This window comes from Helicobacter sp. (assembly GCF_014799995.1).
In the GTDB taxonomy this organism is placed as follows: domain Bacteria; phylum Campylobacterota; class Campylobacteria; order Campylobacterales; family Helicobacteraceae; genus Helicobacter_D.
On the sequence record NZ_JAAVGY010000038.1, the window covers coordinates 1 to 24,910 of the forward strand.

Below are 24,910 nucleotides of genomic sequence, written 5' to 3' on the forward strand. Positions count from 1 at the left end.
ATATTTTTGCAAGACAAAACCGAAGCTTTTACCCTAAGCAATGGCGGGGGTTGTTTTTTTACCACGCTTAAAGGCGCGATTACAGGATTTCACGCACACACTATTTTGGTAGATGACCCGATAAAAGTAAGCGAGATGACAAGCAAGAGTGCTAGGGATTGTGTCAATCGCAACTTCACTGGAAGCGTTTTAAGTAGGCTTTTAGGAGATGAAGCAAGTATTATTATTCTAATGCAAAGATTAGGCGATGAGGACTTATGCGGATACCTCACAAATCCGCGCAACTTTGAGAATGAAATCTGCGAGGATTGGAATATCGTGAAGCTTCAAGCCATTAACAAAGAGGCTAAAGATTTTGCGATAGGAAAATTTGCCTACCATAGAGCTGCAAATACTCCATTATTTCCTGCAAGGCATAGTTTAGAATCCCTACAACACTTAAGACTTGCAATGGGGGAAGATGAGTTTGCCACGCAATACCAACAAGAGCCACAAGCAACAGAAGCGGGATTCTTTGATAAGCAATATTACAGGGAGATTCCGCTTTATGAACTTGGAGAGCATAATCTCTATATCTTCGTGGATAATGCTACAAGTATGAACACAAGGGCAGATAATAGAGCCATAGGCACGATTGCAGTAGATAAAAAGGACGGATTAGAACGTTATACACTGCTTGATTTGAGCTTTGGGATTTGGAGTGAAGAAGAAACTTGTGCGCAGATTATAGAAATGTGCCTAAGCTATCCAAAGGCGAGCGTGTATATTGAAAGAGAGGGAGGCGGAGAGACACTCAATAGAATCTTGCAAAAAGAGATTATCCGCGCAAATTCAAATTTAAAAACAAAAGCACAAGAAATCATCACGAATCAAATTAATGTGTATAGCGCAAGCCGCAAAATCTCTAAGGTTGAAAAAATCAAAGCCCTAAGAAGCTACTACAATACAGGTTATTTGTGCGTGAAAATCGGAGCAAGAGGCAAAGAGCAGTTTCTAAAAGAGCTTTTGAGTTTCAATCCAACCAAGCCATTCTTAAAAGATGATTGTATAGACATTGTAGCAAGTGCAGTTGCACACACAGAAGTCAAAGCCCCTTATATAAAAGAGCAAAGAGTGGCAAATTCAAATAGATTTAAAGCTTTAAGAGCTAGAAGCTGGAACATTTAAAAGGAATTATAATGAAAAAGAAACGCCTAAAGGCAGAAATCAAAGAATTAGAAGCGCATTTGGAGATTTTAGAGAAAAAATTCGCGGTTCTGGAAATTGTTGTGAAATGGCAAAGCCAAAAGTTAGATTCCGCTAGAGAGATAAGAATCAAGAAAGAGGGATTAAAAAGGTTGTAGTCAAATTTTCTAATAATATTTTTTGTAAAATGTTATTATGAATAAAATTTTTCTCTCCCTAGCCTTTTTTGCTTCTTTTATCTTTGCAGATTCTTTTGCAGAATCCAAAAGGATTCTCACAAAATTTTATGCAGAAAATCCGCAATTTATGCAAGATTTTTACTGCAATGCACCTTTTAGAATCGTAAAAAATAAACTAGAGATTATCCCTAGTGAAGCTTATAGCCCACGCAATCCAAAGACTAAAAAGGGGCAAATCAATCAAAGAGCTAGGTTCATTGAATGGGAACACATTATGCCCGCACATAATTTTGGAAAACATTTGCTTTGTTGGAGACAAGGGGGGCGCAAGGCTTGCCAAAAAGACAAAATATTTCAAAAAATGGAAGCAGACTTGCAAAACCTTGCCCCAGCAATTGGAGAGATTAACGAGGATAGAAATAATTACAGATATGCGCAATCCCCAAAATATACGCGATTTGGGCAATATGGAAAATGCAAAGTTTTCACAGATTTTAAAGGAAAGAGATTCTACCCTGCTGATTATTCTAAAGGTTGGATTGCGCGAAGCTACTTATATATGAGCAAAACTTATAATATTAGGTTATCTAGTCAAGAAAAAAAGCTAATGGAATCTTGGAGCAAAAAATATCCTATGAACGAAAGAGAAAAAGCTTTCAGGGAATTTGCTACCAACCAAAACTCGCATATTGAAAACTCTAGCGATAAACAATAATAATCCCTTAAACATTTCACGCCTTTAATTTACAAGCAGAATTGCCTAAAATATGCAAAAAGGGTAAATTATGCAGATTTTAGGAATTTTAGGAAAATTGGATTTAAAGGTTATTCTCTCTTTGCTTGTCGCGCTTTTAAGTTTGGGACTTGTGTTTTTTGCCTATCAAAATGCAGAGTTAAAAGAAAATTTAGGAAAAGCACAACTAGAATTAGCAATTAAAACAGACAATCAAAGCAAGCTATTAGAAAGCCTAGAATCCCAAAACAAAGCCTTGTCAGCCTTAAGAGTGCAAAAAAGCGAAATCTCCACACAAGCAATAGAAAAAATCACAATCAAAGATTCTAATTGCAAAGAGGAGCTTAAAGCCTACAAAGAGTTATTTAAGGAGCTTGGCAAATAATGGAACATACGCAACTAAAAAACTTTTTGAACTAGATTTGAGCGCGAATATTAACTCACTTAGAGAGCACGAAGAGAGTGTGCAATACTACCACGCAGAGCAACTTCCGCCAGATGTCAAAGCAGTGATTGAAGCGCGAGGGGGAGTTAAGATTGTGGAGAATATCTACAAAATGCTTGTCAATAAGATTTTAGGCTACAAAATCGCAAGCATTCAAGAAGTCAAGGTGAGCGGACGACAAGAGCAAGACAAGGCATTAGCGGATTTACTCAATGACCTAACCAAAGTATTCTCCCAAAGCCCACAATACGATAAAAGTATCATCAAAAAAGACTTTGAACTTATCAATGGTATGGCAGTTTTAGAGTTAGGATTAAAGAGTGATACACAAAACGATATAGAAATCACGCTTAAAAGCGTGCCTGTAAAATGTTTCTTGATTGACAAATACTCCACTGACGCTAGCGCAAATGATTCTAGGAGATTCCACAAATGCTTGAATATTCCTTTAAATCAAGCACGGAGATTTTTTGGAGAGCAAGACTTTGAAATCGTGGATAATGAGGAATACGATGAGCGCGTGAATCTAAAGGAAAGCTGGATTAAAGAGGATACACCACAAGGCGCGGTGTGGAATCGCTACTTTTGGGATAATTTCAAAATCCTAAAAAGAGAAATTAAACCATTTAAAAACAATATTCACCCCTTTGTGATAGGAAAATTTAAGATAGACCATAATAACCAATGGTATGGGCTATTTCGTGAAATTAAAAGCTTGCAAGATTATATCAACTTCGCCGAAAATAGAATGGCAAATATGCTAGGGAGTATTAAGGGATTCTATGAGCAAGATGCAGTCAAAGACGGAGATGAGTTTGCACAGAATGCAAGCATAGATAATGCCATTGTCGCAGTCAATCCCGGTGCCATTAGTGGAAATAAGATTCAGTTTGTCAATCAAAACTCTAATGTTGTAGCAATCTCTCAAAAAGTCAATGAAAAAAGACAGATTGCCAAAATCCTAAGCGGACTAAATGACGAAGCCTTAGGTGTCGCACAAAATCGCCAAAGCGGTGTGGCAATCGCACAAAGACGAGACGCAGGGCTTATGGGGCTGCAAGATTACATTAAAGCTTCAGACGAAATGGAAAAGGAACTCTTTATGAAAGTGCTTGACTTAATGCAGCACTATTTTACCAAAAAGCAAACTTTTAAAATTGTGGATAAGAAAGTAGGCGAACGTTATTTTGAAATTAATAGCAATGCAGAGAATCGCATTAAAATAGGCAAGTTTGATTTAGTCTATCAAAGCAGCCTCAAAATGCAAGGTAGAGAGGAGAGATTCGCACATTGGAGTGAAATGCTAAAAACCATTTCAAGCATTAAGCCCGAACTTGTAGGGGATTTGCTACCGCTAATGCTAAAAGACACCGATTCACCTATTGTCGCAGAGGTAGAGGAACTCATCGCAAACCACAAGGCATTAGCAGAACAAAGTGCGCAACAAACTCAACCATTACAACAGGCACAATTTGAGTTAGAGTTGCAAACACTTCAAGCAAAAGTTGCACAAATGATGGCACAAGCAAGGAAATACGAAGCGCAGGGCGCATTAGCCGAGCAAGTGGCACAAAAACAAGCACAAGAAAACGCACAGCCACAACAGCCACAAAGCCACGAGGGAGAGAATCCCACAGCAAACAAAGTATTGCAGACCAACAAAGGTTTAGACTTAAGATAAGGAGAGGAAATGGAGCAAACACAAAAACTAAAAAAATACGACTTTGAAAAGGCATTCAAAAGCGGGTATTCCAAAAGCCAAATCGTGAATAGCTTAAGGAATAATTATGATACAAACTTAGATTGGGAAAGAATAAATGAGGATTTAAAAGAGCTTAAACCCAAAGAACGCGATGAAGTTCTCTTTGATTCTCTCTATAATCATCAAGATAGCTGGGGAATCTTGGGGCTTAAAACCAAAGAGCAACCTAAAGGGTTACAAAACAGAATCCTAAGCGACAATCAAATCCAAGACATTAATCAAGAAGTGCAAAAGTTGCCACAATGGGCGATAGAATCCGCGCTAAAACCACAAATAATAGGAGAAGCACTTGGAATCAATGGTTTTTGGAAATTGTTCCAGAACAAAGAGGAAATCGCACGCAGCAACGCGCTTAAAAATGCGTTGGATAAAGGGATTGCGCAAAAGCTAGAAAAAGGCGAAGAATTAAGCATTGGCGAGATGATGAGATATTATCAAGCAAATGAGGGAATGAAGGGATTTTTCTCTCCTAAAGCACACTATCAAAAACAAAAAGAGCTTGAAAAAATCGCACAAACTGACTTTCAAAACCTAGATGAATCCCAAAAGAAAGAACTTAAGAGGCAATATCGCATTACAAGGCTATGGAATGATGAGAGAGAACTCCACGAGAAATTAAAAGACGCACAGACTAAAAAGGAAGCAGACGCACACACGCAAGCAGTATCCGAGCGATTAGAACGCGATATTATTAACCTACAACGCACTTATGAAAATATTTTCAAGAGTGGCGTGGATTATTTGAATGATTCCACAGAGCAAAGCGACAGATACAAGGAGATGATACAAGAAAGCGCACTTAGTTTAGGATTTGATGGAATCGGATTTAAGGGCGATAGAATCTATGCTTTTAAAGGAGATAAAGCAATCTTCATTGACGATGGCTTTTTTCATAATCTAGGGCAGATTCTTGGCACAAATGCCTTTGATATAGGCGGAAGTATTACAGGGGCAATTGCAGGGGCAAAAAGAGGCAAGGGAAAGATTGGCACGCTTGCAGGAGGTATAGCAGGAGGTGCAATAGGCGCGGGATTAGGAGGAATCGCGGATAGTATCATTGCGCAATTTAATGCAAGAGGAGAATTTAATCTCGCAGACGCACTTTTAACAGGTGCAGAATCCGCAACCTTTGACATTGCAGGAGGACTTATCGTAAGTGGTGGGGCAAAGGCAGTCAAAGGCGCAGCAAAAGGTGTGCAAAGACTCTTAGACCTTGCCATTCCGGTTTCCGTTCTTAAAAACTCTATTGGAAGTGAAAACATACAAGCCGCTAAGGAACTCATAGAGCAGACACTTACACCAGAGCAAAAAGACGATATTTTGGAGTTTTCTAAAAGCTTTGGAGGGAATCTTGAATTAGAGGGTAAAGACACGCTCTTGACTAAGGGCGCGGAATATCTTACTGCTAAATATGGTGCGGATTCCACAATAGCCAAAGTCGCAAACAGCTTAGAGAATTATTCTAGGGCACACAACAAGGCGCAAGCACGAGAGGAAATACTCACGCTTATCCGAGCCGATGAAAGCGGGCGAACTCTAGGAATCTTGCTAGAAGTAGCAAAAAACTCTACCCTTGCGAATAAAAACTTACGCGAGATTCTAAATGCGACAAGCTATAAGCTTAAAAAAGAGATTGAGGGATTAGGGCTTAAACCAAATGCGCTAAAGGAAATTTTTGCAGACTTAAAAAAGGGCACACAAGAGGATTATGACGAGGTGTTTAATAAGATTTTAGGCGATTTGTATGGAGATGAAAAAGTCGTGCTAAATGGAGAGGCTTATGCGAAGTTTCGGCAGGATCTAGGCGATTTAATAGAGCTTGACCCTCAGGGAATGCAGTTTTTACGCTTCGTGGAGAAAAGAATCTATGACCCAAATGGCGTGAATTTCGTTCAACTAAACAACGCACGAAAGATTCTAAATGAATTTTGTGATGATATGGCAAATCCTAGCACAAAAAAGTTTATTGAAAATGAAGTAAAAGCCACGCTTAGAGAAGATATAGAAAGCGGGATTCAAAAGATACTCCTAACCCGCCCTGATAATTATGAAATCGCAAAAAGAATGTATGATACAGCCTTAGGCGATTATTCTGTAATGAAAGACGCATTCAAAACGCTTAAAGACTTAGAATTTAATGATTTATCCAAGAAAAACACAGAGATAATGGATAATCTCTTAAATTTTATTCAAGGCGATGGAGGAGAAAAAGAGATAAACAACTACTCCTTGCTTACAAAAGGACTTAAAAAAGAGCAAATAGAGAGCTTAGAACTCAATGCCTTAAATAGAATCTATGAAAAAAACTTGCTTAAAGACAGCAGGGATTCTACCTTTGAAGTCTTTAATAGTGCGAAATTTTTAGAGGATACCGCAAAGCTAAGAGAGATATTCCAAAGCGACAATGCTAAGAAGTTTGTAGAGATAATGCAAGGATTCAATAGGCTTTTTGGCAATGACGCAAGGATTGCATTAGAGCTAGGATTTGCCAATCCACCCAAAGAGGGAAGCGCGATTGCGCAGAGTGTCAAAGGAGCAATAGAGCAAAAAATCGTGAAAGGAATCTTTGGAATCTTAATGCGCAATTTGCCAACAAATAATAAAGTTATAGACAAATTAGGCTTTAAAGAAAAAGTGCAGAAAATGGCACTCGCACACCACATAGAGCAAGCATTAAAGAGCGCGTATTCTATCAATGATTTTAATTTCACACTTAAAAAAATAGGAAATGACCCAAACACGCCAACGCCCACAAGAATGGCAATAGAATCTTTTAACAAAGAGCTAACCAAACTCCTAGAGGAAGCCCGAGAAAACGCGGATATTTCCAAAAATGCAAAAGAGCTGGAGGAAGCTTTAGGCAAGGCAAACCTACAAGATACACAAGCAGACTTTGGCACAAACTACCCGCAGTTTTACCACAAAGGCAGTGAAGCGATTGCACACTTACTAGAGACAAAAAGCGGACAAGTGCAAGGGGCGTTTTATAGGGAGGATTTGCAAAGTTTAAGCGGTAATGGTGAGATTGATTTGGTTTGGGGAGAAATCACTGATAAGACAAATCACAAAGGCTATGGCTTAGCGCATATTATAGACAAACACCCCGAGCTTGATTTAAACAAAATCCCCGAGATAGTAGAAAATGGTAAATTAGTAAATCAAAATGGCACAAATACAATATGGCACAAACAAGGCGACAAATATTACAAAGTAGGAATCTCTAAAGGTTTTAAAGGAAGTGGAGAAAATCAATGGGTAATTACCGCTTATGAAGTAAATAGAGAAAAAGACAAGACTTTCGGCGATGTCCTTTTTACAGATAAGCAACCCTTACCAAACTCTACCGACATTATACCACAGCCCCAACCAAAAAACACACAAGAAAAGCCAACATTGCAAGAAAAAATCCAAGCCCTAAAAGCCCAAAGGAAGAAAGAGCTTGAAATCGCACTCCAAGCAAAAATGGCAAAAGAGGCACAAGCTTCTCAAGCCTTAAGAGAAGCACAGCAAGAGAGGCAAAGAATCAAAGACGCCCAAGTCGGAAAGGCAATCAATGAGATAGATTTGAATCTGCAAGGGGCAATCCGAGCAAGAGCCTTAAAGCCTACAAGAATAAACCTAGAAAACAAAAGCTATCCTGCGAAGTTTGTCATCATCAAGAAAGAGGATTTAAAGCCAAACTTTGAAACTAAAGGCACACAAGGCAGAACCCAAAAGCAAGAAAATGTCATCAAAGACATACAAGAAAATCTAAATCCCAATAAGCTATTCTTTAGCGAGGGGGGATTTGAGGGATTGCCAATCATTCTAAGAGATGGACAAGTGAGCGTGGGCAATCACAGAGCAGAGGCTCTAAAGAATCTAAGTCAAGAATCAAAAGTTGCTTATAAGAAAAGTGCGAAAGAAATCTTTGGCATAGATTTAAAAGATGATGAACTCATTGTCCGAATGCTTGATGAGAGGATTCCAAATGATGAGATTTTAAATCTTTCCTTTGCAAGCAATGTGGGAAGAGAACAAAACTTGAGCGAAAAGGCATTAAGCACTTTGGGTAAATATCAAGAGAATTTAGACAAACTCCCCACACAAATCTATGCACAAAATGTAGAGGAAATGCAGCAAATCGTGGCTAAGAGTTTGGATAAAGCCAACAATGGACTAAACACTTTTGATACTAACCTTGCGCTTTTTGCCTCTTTGGCTAAGAGTAAGGACAAAAACATATTAGACGCAATCAACGCCATAAGTGGAGACGCAGAACAAAAAGCAAAAGTGATTAAAATGTTTGTAGAAAATGCAGGAAACTTCCACAATCTAGCAAAACAAACACAACTGCCCAACCTAGATTTGCGCGACTATCTCACACAAGCACTCTATTTCACCGCAAAAGCGGATTCAAGTCGTGTAGAAAACTTCAAGGAAATTGCACAAGAGATAAAGAGTATCTTGCAAACAACAGACAAGAATGGCAAAAATGCACTCATTGACGATAAGAGCTATTATGATGAATTAGTGGGCAAGATTATGGGGTATAGCTTTGCGCGATTTAGAGAACTTGAAAATCCAAGTGGTAGCCTTTTTGACTTCCTAGCCAATATCAAGCAAGGATTGAAAGAGGAATTAGAACCCACTCTCTTTAGCGCAGGCAGAGAGCTACAAAGCGCAAATATTTATGATTTCTTAAGTCTTGCAATCAAAAGCGGAATCCCAAGTAATGAAACAAGCGAAGTGTTAGAATTGCTCCCCCAACTAAAAGCCAAACACGAAGCAATAAAAGAGGCGAACGCAAAAACACTTAGCAAGAACATTAGCGCACAAGCGGATTCTTTACAAAAGGAAAGCACACAAAATGCCTTAAAGATACTAGAAAATACACAAGGCGCACAAATTCCTAAAGAATTAAATATTGATACTTTTATGAAAAGCTTAGAAAATGTAGAAAACAAAGAAAATTTCATTAAACATTTGCAGAGCAAAACAGACGCACAAAGCAGATTAGCTTATCTTAATCTAGTAGAACCAACGCTCAAAGAATTTGATTTAAAACTCACAAAAGGAGAAAGAGAAAGCTATATTAAGATATTTAATGATGGCAATAATTTTTATAGTCTTTTAATCACCCAAGAACAAGATAAACAGCTTATTACATTTTTGCCAAAAGCTAGAATGGATTATATTAAAAGGAGAATTGAAAGTGCCGACCTTATCCAAACTTTCACCGACCGAGCAAGTAATAATGCGATTGGACTTGCAAACGACATTATACCACAATCCACAAAGGAAGCAATAGACCAAGCTAATAGGTTTGCAGAACCTTTTTCTAATGAGCAATTTAGCGCATTGCCTAAAGCAAAACAAGCGCAATATCAAAGCCTACAAAAACAAGCAGGGGTGCTTTACAATAAATATCATCAAGCCAAAGGCGTAGAGGCAAAAAGAGTTTATGAGAAGCAATACAATGCTATGCTAGATAAAATATATAATTTTGAACAAAAGTATCCTGTGCGAGTGTCAAGCACACAAGTGCAAGTGCGCACAAACACTACACCAAGCTTTACACCCGATGAAATCATAGATGTAGAAATTATAGAAGCCGAGCCAAGCATACAAAAGCAAATCACTTATAAAAGACACAATCTAAGAGCAAAAGCGATTCAAAGCCTACAAATCAAACTAGAAGCACTTAAGCCTTATCCGCAAAAGCAAATAGAATACAAAAGGTTAGAATCCCAAATCAATGTGCTAGTAGAGAAGCAACACAAAGAATTGCAACAACCAAGCCTCTTCAGCGAGGAGGATTTAGCTAAAGCTAAAGAAAATAGTATAATCCAAAATAAAATCACAAAAGGAGAGAAGTATGGCACGACAGATTCCAACAAATCAGGAGAAATTAACACAGGAGATAACCAACTTACTAGAATCGGGGACAATGACCTCAAGCAGAATCAAGGAGAGATTCAGTTGGAGGAGCGAAATAGAGAGCAAGGCAAGACAAATAGACAGCATACACAAACAATACCACAGAAAAGCACGAAGCAAGATTCAAGCAGAGGGGGAATGGGAGGAGAGCCTAGCATATCAAGCCATAGAAGCGGTAGCCTGCAAGAAAATCCTAGAAGCGATAGGTTGGGACAGAATCGGAATCCAAGAAGTAGAGAATGTCTTTTTGTTGCCAATGGAAAGCGAGGAGTGGGAAGCACAAAAAGCACAAGTCGCGGATTTGGTAATGCCACAAAGAATCTACGCGTTTCAGATAGATTAGCCGATAATATCCAAAGCACAGACAATCCGCAAGGATTGTTAAGCCCCGCACAACAAGCAGAAGTCAATCAAAGATATAAACCAGCAGAAATTATAGAAACAGGCAACGCAAAGCAAATTGTAAAACACAATTTAAAAGCGATTCAAACCTTAGCAGAACTACTAGAGAATAATGCCCTAGCAACCAACGAACAAAAAGACTTACTCCATAACTTCAGAGGTTTTGGAAAGGCAAGTAATGAAATGCTAGAGATTATGCGCAATCCACAAAATAAAACAGCGCAAGAATTTACGACTGCATTACAAAAGATTAATGAGATTGTAGGCACAAAGCTAGACTTGATACAAATTATCCGCACCTTTGCAGATTCTTACTACACGCCACAGCCTATTGTTAGGCAAATGATAGGATTGCTAAAGGATAGAATCGCAAACCAACCTAGCTTTAATGTGCTAGAACCAAGCGTAGGCGTTGGTAGATTTTTAGGAGAATTACCAAACAACGCTAATATTTACGCAGTAGAAAGAGACGAACTAAGCGCATTACTCGCAAAAAATATCTACCCACACGCTAAAGTAGAAACGAGTGATTTTCAAAAATCTAATATCGCAAATATAGAAAATGCTTTTGATTTAGTCATCGGAAATCCTCCTTATTCTAGCACAATTCTAAGAGACCAAAAAGGAATTAGTGGCACAGCGCATAATTACTTCCTGCAAAAAAACATTAAATCCTTACGCCCAAATGGAATCTCTATTCAAATTGTTACGCACAATTTCTTAGATTCTAACAGCTCAAAATATAGAGAGATTATCTCAAAAGAGGCTAAATTCTTAGGTGCAGTGAGACTTCCTAGCGGGACATTCAAAGATACTGAAGTCGTTACCGATATTGTAGCCTTTAGGAAACTAAACGAGGGTGAGAGTGTAGAGGATTTATGGGTAAAAAGTAGCAAGATTGATGAAAATGTCTTTATTAATGATTATTTTAAGCACAATCCTCATCATATTTTAGGAGAAACAAAAGTCATAAAAAATCAATTTGGTAAGGAAGTTTTACAAGTTATCAATCCTAGCTTTGATATTCATTCCTTTGACTTAGGAAAATACATTCAATTAGACGAGCAGAGTTTAAAAGGATATACATTAGGCAATGAAATCACTAAACCCACCGAAAATGTTTCCACACAAAGAGCGGTTGGAGAGGTTACAATCCAAAATGGTAAATTTTACAAATATCTAAACAATAAGGTAGGTTCGCAAATAGAATTTAATCCTCATCAAGCACTAAGCGAAATAACGACTTGGTCAGAATCCACAATCAAAAAGGCGGTAGAAAACTATCAAAACGACTTTCCTAAAATCCAAACACTAAAGCGTGAGCTAGAAAACTTAAGAATCTTAGAAAATAGTATGGCAGAGGACACAGAAATAGAGAGTGCAAGAGCTAGACTAAATAAGGCTTATGATGATTTGCTAAAAGGTTATTCGTTTAAAAATGAAAGTGGAGGATTTAGAGAAAGATTTCGCGCTTTTGTAATGCTAGATGATACTGCTTTTGAACTTTTAGCACTAGAGAAAGGTATTTTAACAAAAGAAGTCAATGGCAAAACAAAGATTATAGGCTCACAAAAAGCCGATATTTTTACCCAAAGGCAAATCTATCCATACAAACCACCCCTTAGCGCACAAAATTTAAATGACGCAGTAACCATAGCAAAGAATGAAACAGGAAAAATAGATATAGAGAGAATCAATAGTCTTTTAAATAGAAATGCAAATGAAATACAAAAGACAAAAGAGGAATTACTAAATGAAAAATTCTTGTTTTTGGATTCTAAAGGTGAGATTACAGAAAAAGCAGATTTTTTAAGCGGTAATGTGAAACAAAAGCTACAAAGATTCAAAGATAAGAGCGGAGAGGTAAGGTTTAGTGAGGATGATAAAAAAGCTAAGTTTCAAAAAATCACTTATGAATCTCTAAAAGAAGTGCAACCAATAGACATTGATATTGCCGATGTAACCATTCCATTAGGCGCGAATTGGATTCCAAAGGAAATCCACGAGCAATTCTTGCAAGAATTAGGAATGCGTGAAATTAGCCTACAATATGAGCCACAAATTGGCTGGTTAGCTAAAGGCACAGGACACAACAACAACGAATATATTATCAACACAAGCAAAGAGTTTAGAGACGCCACAGGCGTTAAGGAAATTAATGCGTTAAACTATATAGAAAAAATGTTTAATAACAATGAATTGCTCGTGCAAAGAGCAGTAACAGAGGGCGAAACCACGCACACTTACAAAGACCCAATTGCGACAAGAGCCTTGCAAAATGCTAAGGTTAAACTACAAAAAGAGTTTAAAAGATTCATTGTAGATAGAGAGGATTTATTGCAGGATACACAAAAGCGATTCAATGATTTGTTTAATGCGGAAGTTCCTAAAACCTACGATGGAAGTCATCTAAGCTTTATTGGAATGAATCGTAATATCCACCTAAGACCACACCAAAAAAATGCAGTGTATCGCATTCTTACAAGTAGTAATACACTTTTAGCCCACGCAGTAGGCACAGGTAAAACTTATACCCTAGCCTCCTCTGTAATGGAGGCTAACAGGTTAGGACAGGCTAGAAAGAGTATGATTGTCTTGCCAAATTATTTGACAACACAATTTGCCACAGAGGCAAGGCAACTCTATCCAAATGCAAAAATCGCAGTCGTGAATGGAATTAATAAAAAGCTAAAAAATAGACAACTAGAGCAGTTAAAAAACAATCAATACGATTTAATCGTAACCACCTATACCGCCTTTAAGGAAATGGATATTTCTAGGGATTATTTCCAAAAGATTATTAACGAGGAAGTTTATGATGCAGAGAGGTTGCTAACAAAGCTACAAAAGGAAAATGCCCCAAAAAGACAAATTAAAAGCTTGATTGACAGAATAGACAAATTAAGACAAAAGGCAATCTTGCGAGAGGAGAAACTCAAAAAAGAGGGAGTTAATGTTTTCTTTGATGATTTGGGATTAGATGGGATTTATTTTGATGAAGCGCATTATCTTAAGTCTCTGCCCATTACTACAAGGCAACCCAATGTAAGAGGCATTAACACACGAGAGAGCGAAAGAGCAATGGACGCTTTGATGAAAATCCGACAAATGCAAGATTTTAACAAAAAGGTTGTATTTTCCACAGGGACACCCGTTACAAACTATGTCAGTGATATTTATATTATGCAAAAATATCTAAGCCCAAATAAGCTAAAAGAACGAGGTGTGGAAAAGTTTGACGATTGGTGTTCTATGTTCGCAGAAGCTTCCACAGAGTTTGAACTAAAACCAACAGGAGATTATGCGGAGACAACAAGGCTAAGGAGAATCACAAACTTAATAGAGTTAAACAAAATGTATTTTGATTTTACAGATTTGATTACCAAAGAGGAAATGAAAGAAGCAATGGAAAATATGGGAATCAAAAATGTAGAACCAAAAGTTACAAGAAAGCAAAGCGTAAATGAACTTTCCAAAGGACAGGTTGAATATTTAGAGGAAATCTATCATCGCGCAGAGGAATTAAAAAGAAATCCAGAAAGCGCATTTATGAAAGGTGGAGATAATCACTTAAAAATCATCAATGACGCACGCAAAGCCTCACTAGATTTGCGACTTGTCAATCCAAATGCGCCACGAGACGAAAATAGCAAAGTTGTGAAATGCGCGAACAATGTTAAAGAGATATACGATAGATACAATGAGGATTTAGGAACGCAATTAGTGTTTTTAGACCTCTCTACACCTAAGCGCACACTAAGCCCAGCAAAACGCGCAAAAATAGCAAAAGAATACGAACAGATAATGGAAAGTTTAGAGTTAGGAAAGGCAACAAGTATAGAGGAAGCAGAAAAGCTACAAGCCAAAGCACAGAGCTTAGGCGAACTCTTAGAAATGAGTGGCAATTCATTTTCGCTTTATGATGAATTAAAAACCTTGCTAAAAGAAAAAGGAATCAAAGAGGACGAAATAGCATTCATTCACGACTATGACGCCAAAAAGGGAGCGTTTAGCAAAGAGGCGTTAAGCGATAAAATCAATAGCGGTAAAATCCGCATTTTAATCGGTAGCACAGGTAAAATGGGCGCGGGTTGTAATTTTCAAGAACGATTAGTGGCGTTGCACCATTTAGACCTTGATTGGACACCAGCGAATATGGAACAAAGAGAAGGTAGAATCATTAGGCAAGGCAACAAACTTTTAGGAAAATATGGCGAAAACTTTGAGGTAGAGATTCATAACTATATCACGAAAAACAGCTCGGATTCCATTATGCTCCAAACGCTTGAAAATAAACAGCGAATCATCAAACAAATGCAAGACAAGACATTACGCGTTAGGGAGGTTGTAGATGATAGTGAAGATGATATTTACGGAATGCTCCAAGCTTTAGGAAGCGAGAATGGCGAGGAAATACTAGAAATGCTAAAACTTGGTAAAAATATCAATCTCATTACCAACGAACTAGAAAGCTTTGATACAAAGTTAAAAAGCACCACCGCGCAATTATCCTTTGCAAAAGCCAACATTAAAAACCTAGAAACACAAAAAAGTCTTTTACAGACCTTAGAAAAAATGCCTTTGGAATCTCTCAATATACAAGGCAAAGAATATTTACTAAGTGGGGAAAAAACGCGTGAGAAATTCAATCAAGCCTTGAGTGCGCAAGTAGATAAGTTTAGCAACTCCATAGACAATGTTGGAGAAATCGCAACCATTGGAGAATATAAAATCTTAGCCAAAAAGGACAGCAAATATATTATTTTTAGAATCGGTAAAGATTTAAAAGAAAATGTAGGATTGTTTCATTTTGAAGTAAATAATCGTGCGACAACAGATTATTATCGCAGATTCGCAAAAGAGTTCAAAGAGATTGCAAAAGGCGAAGCGCAAAAAGAGATTGACATCAAAATACAATCTGCACACGCAACGCGACAAAGGCACGAGAAAACGCTAAAAAATCTAAATAACGAAGATAGACAAAACTTAGAAACAGAGCTCAATGCCTATAATGCAAGATACAAAGAGTTAGAGGAGCTCCTCAAGGCAAAAGCGGCAAAGGAGAACAAAGACTCCGATACTTTACAAACCAACCCGCATTTAGGTAGCGGAATCGTAGGTGGTAGCATTGCGGGGTTTGAGCAAGACAAACAAGGCAACCTACACTTCAATCCTGCTAACTTCCTGCTAGGACTTGCAGGAGGAGTGATAGGAAGCAAGGCAGTAGCACAAGGATTCAAGGCAATAAGCAAGAATCCCGAGTTTAAAGCAAAAGTTACAAAAGAGTTAGCCGACACTCTAAGCAAAGGTTGGGATTCCGCAACCAAAGCTTATCCCATTTTATCCACACTAGAGCCACGACACATTATCGCAAAAAGCGAGAAAGGTAGAGACTTACAAGCAAGGCATATCTTAAAGGAGGTGGAGAAAGAGGCGGGAAAGCTAGAAAAGGTATTTTTGCTTGAAAATAGGATAAATACAGAAGCACTAGAGCTACCAAAACCCACAGAAAAGTTAGATTTTATAAAACAATCTCAAAAAGACAAAAAGGTTATTTTATTAAAACGCCCATAGGCAGAGTGGATTTTAAAAATATCATAAAAACATACAGGCATCTTTATGAAAATATTTATTTCGGAAAGCAACGGAAAGATTTCTGTATAAGGGATTCCCTGTTTTTGAAATACCACACACCAATACAACCACCTAGAGCAACACCATACACAAAGATTAAAATATAATTGTCAAATCTGACCAATGAAAGAAAATTAGTTAAAATTTCAAAAACCAAGACAATCCTTTAAATGCTTATTTGTAAAATTATATTGCAAATCAACTAGAAGAGATTAACAAAAAAGCAAAAGCAAATTTTTATGTAAATTTGAATAAAATTACTGAAAATGAAGGCGCAAACCAAATGAACAATTCAACAAATTCAATCATTAAATGTATATGTGATTTATCATTAAAATTTAAAGGTGATATTGAAAATTTATTGCCAATAATAATTTCTTCTGAATATGCTTTTAGCGATATTGAAAGACTGCCAGCAAACCAAATTCCTCTAAATATTAGAAGCATAGAACCAAGCTTAAAAATGCAACCTATTTATAAAATTCATTCAAAAGAGCACAATGTTGAAATTATGCTCGGGGATTTTACAATAGGTTTTACTACAACTTCTTATAAAAATTGGGAAGATTTTAATAAAATACAGACGGCGATAATTAAGACAATAATTGAAAAAGATGTTATTGAAAAAATAAACAGAATTGGATTGCGGTATATTAATTTCTTTAATGGAAACATTAAAGAAAAAGGAAAGGACACTTTTAGTTTTAAAATAAACAATGAAGAAAAGCTAGAAAATCTTTTAAATGTTTGTTTTAGGGAGGAAGTAAAAGGCAATGTTGTAAATACTATAATTGCCAACAAACAAACACAAATGCTAGAAAAAGTAGCACAAGAAGGTTATATAACTGACATTATTGTCGCTTTTGAAAATAATACAAAGATGGATTATAATGAGATTGCGAATAAAATAGAGGAATTACATACTATACAAGAAGAGCAATTTGAGTCAATAAGAGGGAAAAATGTTTGATTCTCTCCCTCAAGATTTATTTTATCAAATGTCAGACCATCTGTGTTTAGAATCTCCAAAGCAAGAATATTTTATACCCATAAATACGCTTTATTCACCATATAACTTAAACACTCAAGGAATAATAGAGATTAAGATTGAGGGCAAAAATAGTATTTTAAATACGAATTTTTCAGATAGAGCCGACAATGATAACACATCGTATGAAATGGAAAATTATGACTTAAATAATGAAGAAAATGAAATCAAGAAAATCCGCAATATGATTGAAAAAAGATTTGATTGCAAGGTTCAGTCATTAAGTAAGTTTAAAGATGAAACAGGCAAAACTGATATTATCTTTAATACTGATTTACCAGAGATGACAACCGATGAAATATACAATATCAATCAAAAATTTTATAATCTACTTGCCAACAATCAATATATTGGTTCGGTATTGATTCTCTAAAATGCAAGACCATCAACAATTATCTCAAGCAATGCAAAAGTTTGCGGAACGATATAAAGACAAAGAAGACTCCATAAGCATTAGAACGATGTATAATAGACTTTATTATGCACTTTATCACAAAATACTACACGACAATCCAAATAATCGCACTTTGCAAGGAAAAACTGCAGGAATACACTCTTATATCAAATGCAATAATAATCTACAAGGTTTCAAGCAACAGCTGTATAATGACCTATATACACTTAGAATGTGGGCTGATTACGATATTGAGGAAAAAGAGATAAAAACCAAAAATTCTTTTAACCTTTTTTCAGTCTTATTTAGTGGAAAAATAATTGTGAAATGAGCAACATTAAGATTTGTTTCACACCCTCCAAGTTGGTTTAGCGTGAAACCTTGCGTTTAAAGTGGGTTTGCAAGGACGCAGATAATGGATTTTTGTTTTTAAAACACTTAAGAGATAGTGGTTATTTTGTAAATGTAAGTTTTGATAATGGAGAATGTTTAGTCAGCATTTCAAATGGGATTAAAAAACGCAATAATTTAACAAATAAGTTAAACACAGGGGGGGTGAAATTCTATATCAATCTCCAAACGCTTACAGGCATTCGCAATACTCCGACAACAAGATTATACCACAAACGAGATTGTTTAATTTATAATTTTTAGAATTCTTGTAAAAACCCCATAATCATAAATCCAAAAGCAATCTTAAATTTTCACCCCTTTAATTCAAAATTTGAAATGACTAAAATATCGCAAAATTTCAAAAGGAGTAGAATGGCACAAGAAACAAATCCCTACGATACAGGGCAAGAGGAATACGAACTAAGCTTACTTAAGCAAGAGTTAGCACAAAATGAAGCAAGCATAGAAGCAGATTTTGCTAAATATGTAGCGGAAAATCTAAATGAAAATCAAGAAATGCTAATGCTTGACAATAAGGAGGCATTCATCCGTGAAGTAGTTTTGCCTATGCAAAATAAGTTTTACAATGAAAGAATCTCTAGCAAAAAAGCAAGAGAGAAAGAGCTAGAAGCTAGTATTAACCAAAAGCGTAGCAAGAAAAGCTTTGATGATTCGGTTAATGCCTTTATGGGTGAATCCAAGCTTGATAATAACTCCTTTAATGCGATGATGGATTTCTATCAAAACGACTTGCCACCACGCACACAAAAGGAATTAGAGCAACTTCCACCAAATGAATTTTTTAAAAAGGTTTATGAGCTTTATGGCAGCACACAGAGCCAAGAACCACAAGAGCCATTACCGCAACAACTAGAGGGTGTAGCAAACAAAGCTACTGATGAGACAACAGGATTTGATGAGAATCCTATGGAAAGATACTAAGGAGAGAGTATGCCACTAGATTTAAACAAAATTGCGTTAGATAATTGGAGAAATGACCCTAATGTAGCAGTTGAGATTGCTAAGAGGATTCAAAACACGAGTTGGGCAGAATCACCCTTTGAAGCCTTACTAGGAAAAGGCTATGATAGAGGACTAAAAGTGCATATCATTGAGGGATTAAGCCCTTTTAGACCGCGCTTAAGACCAAAATTAACAGGCGATGGCGTAGAGGGAAATGCGGACTTTGAGACAAATTTAGATAACTTTGAGATTCTAAGTCAAACAATGTATCCTAAACTTTTAGGCAATAGCGTGAAGTCCGAAGTCAAACAATACCAAAGCATTAAAGAGATTGATTTCTTGCGTGAATCCACAGAAGCCTTAAAGACTTGGGCGAGAGAATCTAGGGATAATCATATCGCTACCGCACTCTTTAACGACTGCACGAATATCGTTGTGTGCGATGTGGCAAATGGATACAAAAACACAACCACAAAGGCAAGTGTGCAAGATTGCACAAGAGAAATCACAAAGGGAGATGTGTGCAATGTCAAGGCAATCAAGCGAGCAATTTTTATGGCGCGCACAGGAGAGAAATTCAATGGGCAAAAAGCTTTTCCGATTAAGCCATTAAGAGCAGAAAGAAAGAACAATAATGGGCTACAAACACGCGTGTATAATTATGCTATCTTGCTAGATTCTTATGCGGCGGCACAACTTAGAGAGGATTTTGAGTGGAAAGAATTGCAAAAAATGGACAAAAGAGGAGAGTTAAACAACCTCTTCACAGGATTTTTGGGTGTGATTGATGGTTGTCCTGTCATTGAGATTGGCACTTGGAGCTTGACACAAAGCGGACTTGTAAGCAGTGAGGTTAGCGATGAGAGCTATAAAAAGAATATTTGCTTGGAAAATCACAAGAAAATCACACCGCCTAGCTACTACAATGATACCACACCTTATGGAATGGGATTCTTAGTTGGTGCGTGTGGATTAATCATCGGTGGAAGCAAGACTCCTAAATTCTATATTGATGACAATCAAGACATTGGCAGAAAGACAATCTGCGGAATTGATAATATCTTAAGTATCGCTAAGGGACACTTTGAGGCACAGGGCACAGCAAATATTTACGCAGATACTGACTTTGCAGTCATTGGCATTGCGCATTCCAAAGAATAAGGAGAGGATATGAAACAAAATGTGCATAATGTAAGCTATCTAGCAGTTACTACATTAAACCTCAAGACGATTCAAGAGCAATCCTATCCCGCAGTGGCATTGCCCAGCGGTGCGGAAGTGTTAAATGTGAGTGTAGAGGTGCAAGAGGAAGCGGACGCAGGAACAAAGCTAAAGGTAGGATTAGCAAGCGATGAGGAGTTTTTCGCAAACGACCTTGACCTTGCGACTAAAAGCAACTACACAAGTGCCAAAACACACAAAATGCAAAGCACAGGAACAATTAATGTCAAGGCAAGCAAAACTAGCGAAAAAGGCGCAATTATCGTGCGTGCATTCTATTTTTTGCCTAGCCAAATTATGACAGAATTTTAAAAGGGAATCTCCGATGAAACTTTATGAGGCGATACAAGATTTAAAGACAATGCAAAGCGAAGCGAAAGAAGCTTTAAAAGAAGCCAAAGCTGCAACGAATCAAAGCACATTGCAAAGAGCTTTCAAAGAATCTTTTGACAAAGAGTTGCAAGGCTTGCAGAATCACTTAAATAAAGTTTCAGAGGAGATTTTAGGCACAAAAGCAAACGAATTAAGTACACAAAATAAAGTGGAAGTTTTGAAACTCTTTAATGAGCAAAGAAATGCAATCATTCAAGAAGCAGTATCAAAACTTCCTCTCCAAACACTCTCTGAAGCAATAGCTAAAGAGTTTTCAGAGCAAAATAAAGAAAACTTATCAGTAGCCATAAATGAGGTTATCGGTAAAAAAGATTCCGAACTAAATTGCGCCCTCGCAGAATGTAGAGAGAGCCTCCACTCTACAATCATAGATTTTAAAAAAGCAATCAACGATAAAAAAGAAGACATTTTAACCTCCGCCGATAACCTCATTTATGGTTATGTTCAAGATTATTTGAGTAAAAATCCAAATGCAATTTTTGAGAATATGGACGAGGAGAGCATTAAGGGTGGAATCGTAGCCTACCTTAATACAAAACCGCAGATTTTAGAAAATATAGACAAAAAGGCATTAGAAATCGCTAAAGAGCGCGTGAGCTTTTTAGTTATTCAAGAGGAGATTCAAAGAATCCTTGAAGCAGAAGCGATTAATGTGTTTGAAAAGGCTTTGGGCTATCAAGATTTGATAGAAAAACGCTTTTTAGCAGGATTGCAATTAGGCGCATTGTGTCTCTTAGGGGAGTTAGGAAGTCTGTCAAAAATCCTAAGCGCACTTAGTGATATTCAAACAGAGGAAAATCGCCTACAAGCACTAAGAGACTTTGAGAGCGGAAAACCCTACCAAAAAATCTTTATGGAAATTTAATTAAAGCTAAAGGGATAATATGGGGAATCCCTTTAATAAATGGAAAAAGAAGCGCGATAGATACTACAAAGAGAAAAAACGACAATACCAAGCCATTAGCGAAAGTTATGGATTAGGAATCAAATATGAGGAATACGACCCGATTGCTTGGGAATATGCAGATAAAAAGGCACGAAGTGAGCGAGACTGGTTGTCCTCAATCTTTAGCGGTAGGAACATTTTTAAGACATTGCTTAGCATAGCCTTAGCGGTTATCTCGGTAGTGTTTCCTCCACTTAGCGTAGCAAGCAGCAGTGTATTAATGACCCTTGTAGCCACAGGCGCAATTGTGGGCTTAAGTGCTACACTTTATGCAATGCACGCTTATGATAAGATGATAGGATTAAGCCTAGAAGCACAAAGAATTGCAAGTGCCACGAGTGCGCTTAAAAGCCATTTGAATGCCAAAACTCAAAGAGACAGCCTCACACATATGCTAATCTTTAATGCTTATGAAATCTTTGCTAATGGAGAGATTTATAACGCACAAAATGCAGGCTCGCAAAGCTATTCACCCACTCTTGAATATGACCCAAGCAAAGGAATCTTAGGAAGCTATAAAAAGCTTGATATAGATGAGAGAATTACCACACGAGCACACACGATAGAAGCGGGAAATATGGAGTATTTTAGCCACACATTGCAGCACGAAGTCCCACTAAAGAGTGCTGGAATCTCACTAGAGGCAGTCTTAGATGGCTTGGAAAACAAGAGACGCATCAACAACCAACGCATTACGCAAGGATTTTTAGAGTTAAACAAACTCTATTTTAATATCTTAGGAACAGCACAAGCAATCTATGAGCGCGTCATAAGCGAACAAATAGAACCCATAGAAGATTATATGATTCAAAGCGACTTTTTAGAGAGGCTAAAAAATTACAACAAAGGCTTAAGAGCCGATACGCAATGGCTTACCAAAAAAGACTTCAAGCGCAAAAAGACAGAGAAAACAGAGGAGGAGGAAATAGAAATGCTAGAAAGAATCTCTCAAGTATGGAACGAGTTTCAAACAAACGAAAACTACACACTAGAGGAGAGAGCAATGCACTATCACGATAGCGTGCTATGGATTTATGAATGTTTGTGCGCAATGGAAACAAAGGTGAAAATATATCGCATAGAGACTTACAGCACGCAAGCCTTGCAAGAGGCAATCCAAAATGCAAAATGGAATCAAAAGGCGCAACTCCAAGAAACCCTAGAAGCAGTTGAAACCCTGCGAGCAGAACAAAAAGAGCTTTGGAGTGCGTATTATGAGGCACAAAGTGTGGCAGAAGCACAGGAGAAAATGCAAGATTATCAAAACAAGCAAAGAGTAATAGAATCTAAACAAGGAAATTTCATCAATAAGATTGTGCCAAATATCAAAGTAGAGCATTTACGCCTAATTTTGCGTGTAGAGAGGACGACAACAAGCTACAATGTCTTAACGCAAACGACAACCACAATCACTAAAACGCCTCTAAAAGAGCTAGAAATTACAGAAGCCATTAAAGATATAGGAGAGATGAGCATAAAAAAGGCAGTGGAGTATTATGATAGGCATTTAAAGGCTAGAAGTATGCGCTTGGATAGCAAAAATGTTCTTGTGCTTGATTTTGAGGAGGAATGTATCGGGATTTTGGAATTGAGCGCAAAAGATTTCGCACCTTTAGGGTATGATTTGCCAAAGCACAAAGATTTAGAAAGCTTTGAGTGGGAAAGGTTAGATGGGGAGGAAGAGAGTGAGGAGATTTGATTGCAATTAGGATTATAACATTTTTAAATCTTTAAGCCCAGTCCATATTTCAATTTCACAAATTGCGTCTCTTTCTGCTTTGTTTTGATAAAAATAATAAATTGAGGAATCAAGATAACCTACATTGGGATTCCATATTCTAAAGTCAAAATCTTTAAATTTCATTTTCACTCCTTTATTTTAAAACCTCAATCAAGCCTACCACTTTGGTAGGCTCTATTCAAGCTTTAATCAAACCAAACTCTTAGAGTTCCATCATTCTCAAGACTTAATTCATCAGGAATTTTCCCTCCCATAAACCACACAAACTTATCATTTGAGCCAAATTTCAATTCTTTAATGCCGATTAAATCAATGTAAAAGGTATCACAATGACTTCTTGGATTTTTCACAAACTCATCGTCTAATAGTAGATTCTCATAGCCAATAACTTCGCAAGTCTCTATCAAGTCCTTAAGGCTTAATTCAGAGTTTCCCTCTATAAGTAAGTCAGGAGAAAATTCCTCTTCCTCATTCTCTGCAAATTGTTTAAAAATCTGCTCCAAATGCTCTTTGTTTTTGATTCTTGTTTTTTCCATTTTTACTCCTTATTATTAGGCGAATCTCAAGCCTTTGTATTTGTAATTAAAACAAAAATTGCACAGAATAAAAAGGCGATAAATTTAGAGTAATAGCACATCGCAGATTGCTTACACGCTAGCCAATATCATACGACACACTAGCTTGCTACTGCGCCTCACTTCGCACTTCCAATTCTATCTCTTAGCAAAAACAATAACTTCGCTAATCCCCGCACGCCTCACTTCACCCACACGCCCACAGCAATCAACGCTCCTCCACTTCACCTTCAAATCTTGCCACTCTCGCCCCACACAAGCGCGCGAAAATTTTAAGCTTAAAGTAATTTAAGATTTACAAGAGGCAGATAAAATAAATTATTTTTCTCAAATTTTTGCAAAATGTGCGCGCAAATTGTAATTTCTAGGACAAATTGCAAAATGCAAAAACGATAAAGCACTAAGCAAAGAACCAAAAAATGATAAAATTACCATAAATACGAGGTTTAATACTTCCATTTTGGAATTTTTTGTGGTGGAGTGTTTGGCTAGAATCGTGTGTATTTTTTGACTTTGTGCTATGGAGAATGTCTATAATAAGGAGAGTTTGAAAATTTGCATTTTTTAGATTTTTTGCATTCGTGCTTGACAAAATGTAAAAAATAAAATTATAATTCCGCTGTTTTTAGTTTGGAGTTGCCAAAAAGCTCTCCAAAAGTTCTTTAATTTTTGTGGCAATTTTATGTTTTTGTGGCAAAAACGCTAATTTTTAGCCATTTTTACCCCTCCAAATCCCCAAGAAAACCACTAAATGAATCTACTTAATTCTTTTTGTTTTTATAGAATTTTGTTTGAGTTTGCAGGTTTGTTTAAGGTTGGCTTTTGTTGTTGTGAGATTCCATTTGATGATAATCAGTCTGCATTCTTTTTATTTCTTCAACTTCCCTTTTAACTCACGCACTTTTTTGAAAAAGGCAAGGTAAGCAAATAATTTGCCCCCCCCCCCGCACAGAATTAGCAGTGATGAAAGTTTTGCC

At 37.0% G+C, this 24,910-nt stretch carries 17 protein-coding genes; 15 read left to right on the forward strand and 2 right to left on the reverse strand.

Annotation, left to right across the window (positions count from 1 at the left end; translation table 11 throughout):
• The 15 genes from HDT10_RS05260 to HDT10_RS05330 form a co-directional block, all read left to right on the forward strand.
• On the forward strand, positions 1-1,167 hold a 1,167-nt coding region (locus HDT10_RS05260; RefSeq protein ID WP_367159064.1), incomplete at its 5' end, for a hypothetical protein.
• Between the two features lie 11 nt (positions 1,168-1,178).
• The gene (locus HDT10_RS05265) at positions 1,179-1,343 is read left to right on the forward strand and encodes a hypothetical protein (RefSeq protein ID WP_290880821.1); all 165 of its coding nucleotides are present in this window, start codon (positions 1,179-1,181) and stop codon (positions 1,341-1,343) included.
• 37 nt (positions 1,344-1,380) lie between these two features.
• Positions 1,381-2,079, forward strand: coding sequence for an endonuclease (locus HDT10_RS05270; protein WP_290880823.1), 699 nt, complete (start codon positions 1,381-1,383; stop codon positions 2,077-2,079).
• A gap of 70 nt (positions 2,080-2,149) precedes the next feature.
• Positions 2,150-2,482, forward strand: a complete 333-nt coding sequence (locus HDT10_RS05275; protein ID WP_290880826.1) for a hypothetical protein — start codon at positions 2,150-2,152, stop codon at positions 2,480-2,482.
• Positions 2,472-4,223 (forward strand): portal protein, encoded by a 1,752-nt coding sequence (locus HDT10_RS05280; RefSeq protein WP_290880829.1) that lies wholly within the window; start codon positions 2,472-2,474, stop codon positions 4,221-4,223. The genes HDT10_RS05275 and HDT10_RS05280 overlap by 11 nt, the downstream gene beginning before the upstream one ends.
• Before the next feature lie 9 nt (positions 4,224-4,232).
• Positions 4,233-16,199 carry a DEAD/DEAH box helicase family protein gene (locus HDT10_RS05285; RefSeq protein ID WP_290880832.1) on the forward strand — a complete coding sequence of 3,989 codons (11,967 nt, stop codon included), beginning with the start codon at positions 4,233-4,235 and terminating at the stop codon, positions 16,197-16,199.
• Between the two features lie 343 nt (positions 16,200-16,542).
• Entirely contained in the window at positions 16,543-17,229 is a 687-nt protein-coding gene (locus HDT10_RS05290) for a TIGR04255 family protein (RefSeq protein WP_290880835.1), read from the forward strand.
• Positions 17,222-17,680, forward strand: a complete 459-nt coding sequence (locus tag HDT10_RS05295) for a hypothetical protein (RefSeq protein ID WP_290880838.1) — start codon at positions 17,222-17,224, stop codon at positions 17,678-17,680. Before HDT10_RS05290 ends, HDT10_RS05295 begins: the two co-directional genes overlap by 8 nt.
• Position 17,681: 1 nt before the next feature.
• Positions 17,682-18,032, forward strand: a complete 351-nt coding sequence (locus HDT10_RS05300) for a hypothetical protein (RefSeq protein ID WP_290880841.1) — start codon at positions 17,682-17,684, stop codon at positions 18,030-18,032.
• A 92-nt stretch (positions 18,033-18,124) separates the two neighbouring features.
• A complete protein-coding gene (locus HDT10_RS05305; RefSeq protein ID WP_290880844.1) occupies positions 18,125-18,355 on the forward strand; it encodes a hypothetical protein in 231 nt (76 codons plus the stop codon).
• 111 nt (positions 18,356-18,466) lie between these two features.
• Positions 18,467-19,036, forward strand: a complete 570-nt coding sequence (locus tag HDT10_RS05310) for a hypothetical protein (RefSeq protein WP_290880846.1) — start codon at positions 18,467-18,469, stop codon at positions 19,034-19,036.
• A 9-nt stretch (positions 19,037-19,045) separates the two neighbouring features.
• Positions 19,046-20,218: a DUF4043 family protein gene (locus HDT10_RS05315; RefSeq protein ID WP_290880849.1), complete on the forward strand. Its 1,173-nt coding sequence runs from the start codon at positions 19,046-19,048 to the stop codon at positions 20,216-20,218.
• A gap of 9 nt (positions 20,219-20,227) precedes the next feature.
• Entirely contained in the window at positions 20,228-20,590 is a 363-nt protein-coding gene (locus HDT10_RS05320; protein ID WP_290880852.1) for a hypothetical protein, read from the forward strand.
• 13 nt (positions 20,591-20,603) lie between these two features.
• On the forward strand, positions 20,604-21,536 hold the full coding sequence (locus tag HDT10_RS05325; RefSeq protein WP_290880854.1) for a hypothetical protein: 933 nt from the start codon (positions 20,604-20,606) through the stop codon (positions 21,534-21,536).
• A 19-nt stretch (positions 21,537-21,555) separates the two neighbouring features.
• Positions 21,556-23,316: a hypothetical protein gene (locus HDT10_RS05330; RefSeq protein WP_290880857.1), complete on the forward strand. Its 1,761-nt coding sequence runs from the start codon at positions 21,556-21,558 to the stop codon at positions 23,314-23,316.
• Positions 23,317-23,328: 12 nt separating this feature from the next.
• On the opposite strand, the gene HDT10_RS05335 is transcribed toward HDT10_RS05330, so the two are convergent.
• Together HDT10_RS05335 and HDT10_RS05340 are read right to left on the reverse strand one after the other, a co-directional pair.
• Positions 23,329-23,481 (reverse strand): hypothetical protein, encoded by a 153-nt coding sequence (locus HDT10_RS05335; protein ID WP_290880859.1) that lies wholly within the window; start codon positions 23,479-23,481, stop codon positions 23,329-23,331.
• Positions 23,482-23,543: 62 nt separating this feature from the next.
• A complete protein-coding gene (locus HDT10_RS05340; protein ID WP_290880861.1) occupies positions 23,544-23,894 on the reverse strand; it encodes a hypothetical protein in 351 nt (116 codons plus the stop codon).
• Positions 23,895-24,910 lie beyond the last annotated feature (1,016 nt).

Bases quoted from the DNA above. Each gene is read 5' to 3' on its own strand.
- HDT10_RS05330 (WP_290880857.1), top strand. From the start codon at position 21,556: ATGGGGAATCCCTTTAATAAATGGAAAAAGAAGCGCGATAGATACTAC.
- HDT10_RS05325 (WP_290880854.1), top strand. From the start codon at position 20,604: ATGAAACTTTATGAGGCGATACAAGATTTAAAGACAATGCAAAGCGAA.
- HDT10_RS05335 (WP_290880859.1), bottom strand. From the start codon at position 23,481: ATGAAATTTAAAGATTTTGACTTTAGAATATGGAATCCCAATGTAGGT.
- HDT10_RS05320 (WP_290880852.1), top strand. From the start codon at position 20,228: ATGAAACAAAATGTGCATAATGTAAGCTATCTAGCAGTTACTACATTA.
- HDT10_RS05295 (WP_290880838.1), top strand. From the start codon at position 17,222: ATGTTTGATTCTCTCCCTCAAGATTTATTTTATCAAATGTCAGACCAT.
- HDT10_RS05265 (WP_290880821.1), top strand. From the start codon at position 1,179: ATGAAAAAGAAACGCCTAAAGGCAGAAATCAAAGAATTAGAAGCGCAT.
- HDT10_RS05310 (WP_290880846.1), top strand. From the start codon at position 18,467: ATGGCACAAGAAACAAATCCCTACGATACAGGGCAAGAGGAATACGAA.
- HDT10_RS05300 (WP_290880841.1), top strand. From the start codon at position 17,682: ATGCAAGACCATCAACAATTATCTCAAGCAATGCAAAAGTTTGCGGAA.
- HDT10_RS05315 (WP_290880849.1), top strand. From the start codon at position 19,046: ATGCCACTAGATTTAAACAAAATTGCGTTAGATAATTGGAGAAATGAC.
- HDT10_RS05270 (WP_290880823.1), top strand. From the start codon at position 1,381: ATGAATAAAATTTTTCTCTCCCTAGCCTTTTTTGCTTCTTTTATCTTT.
- HDT10_RS05340 (WP_290880861.1), bottom strand. From the start codon at position 23,894: ATGGAAAAAACAAGAATCAAAAACAAAGAGCATTTGGAGCAGATTTTT.
- HDT10_RS05285 (WP_290880832.1), top strand. From the start codon at position 4,233: ATGGAGCAAACACAAAAACTAAAAAAATACGACTTTGAAAAGGCATTC.
- HDT10_RS05290 (WP_290880835.1), top strand. From the start codon at position 16,543: ATGAACAATTCAACAAATTCAATCATTAAATGTATATGTGATTTATCA.
- HDT10_RS05275 (WP_290880826.1), top strand. From the start codon at position 2,150: ATGCAGATTTTAGGAATTTTAGGAAAATTGGATTTAAAGGTTATTCTC.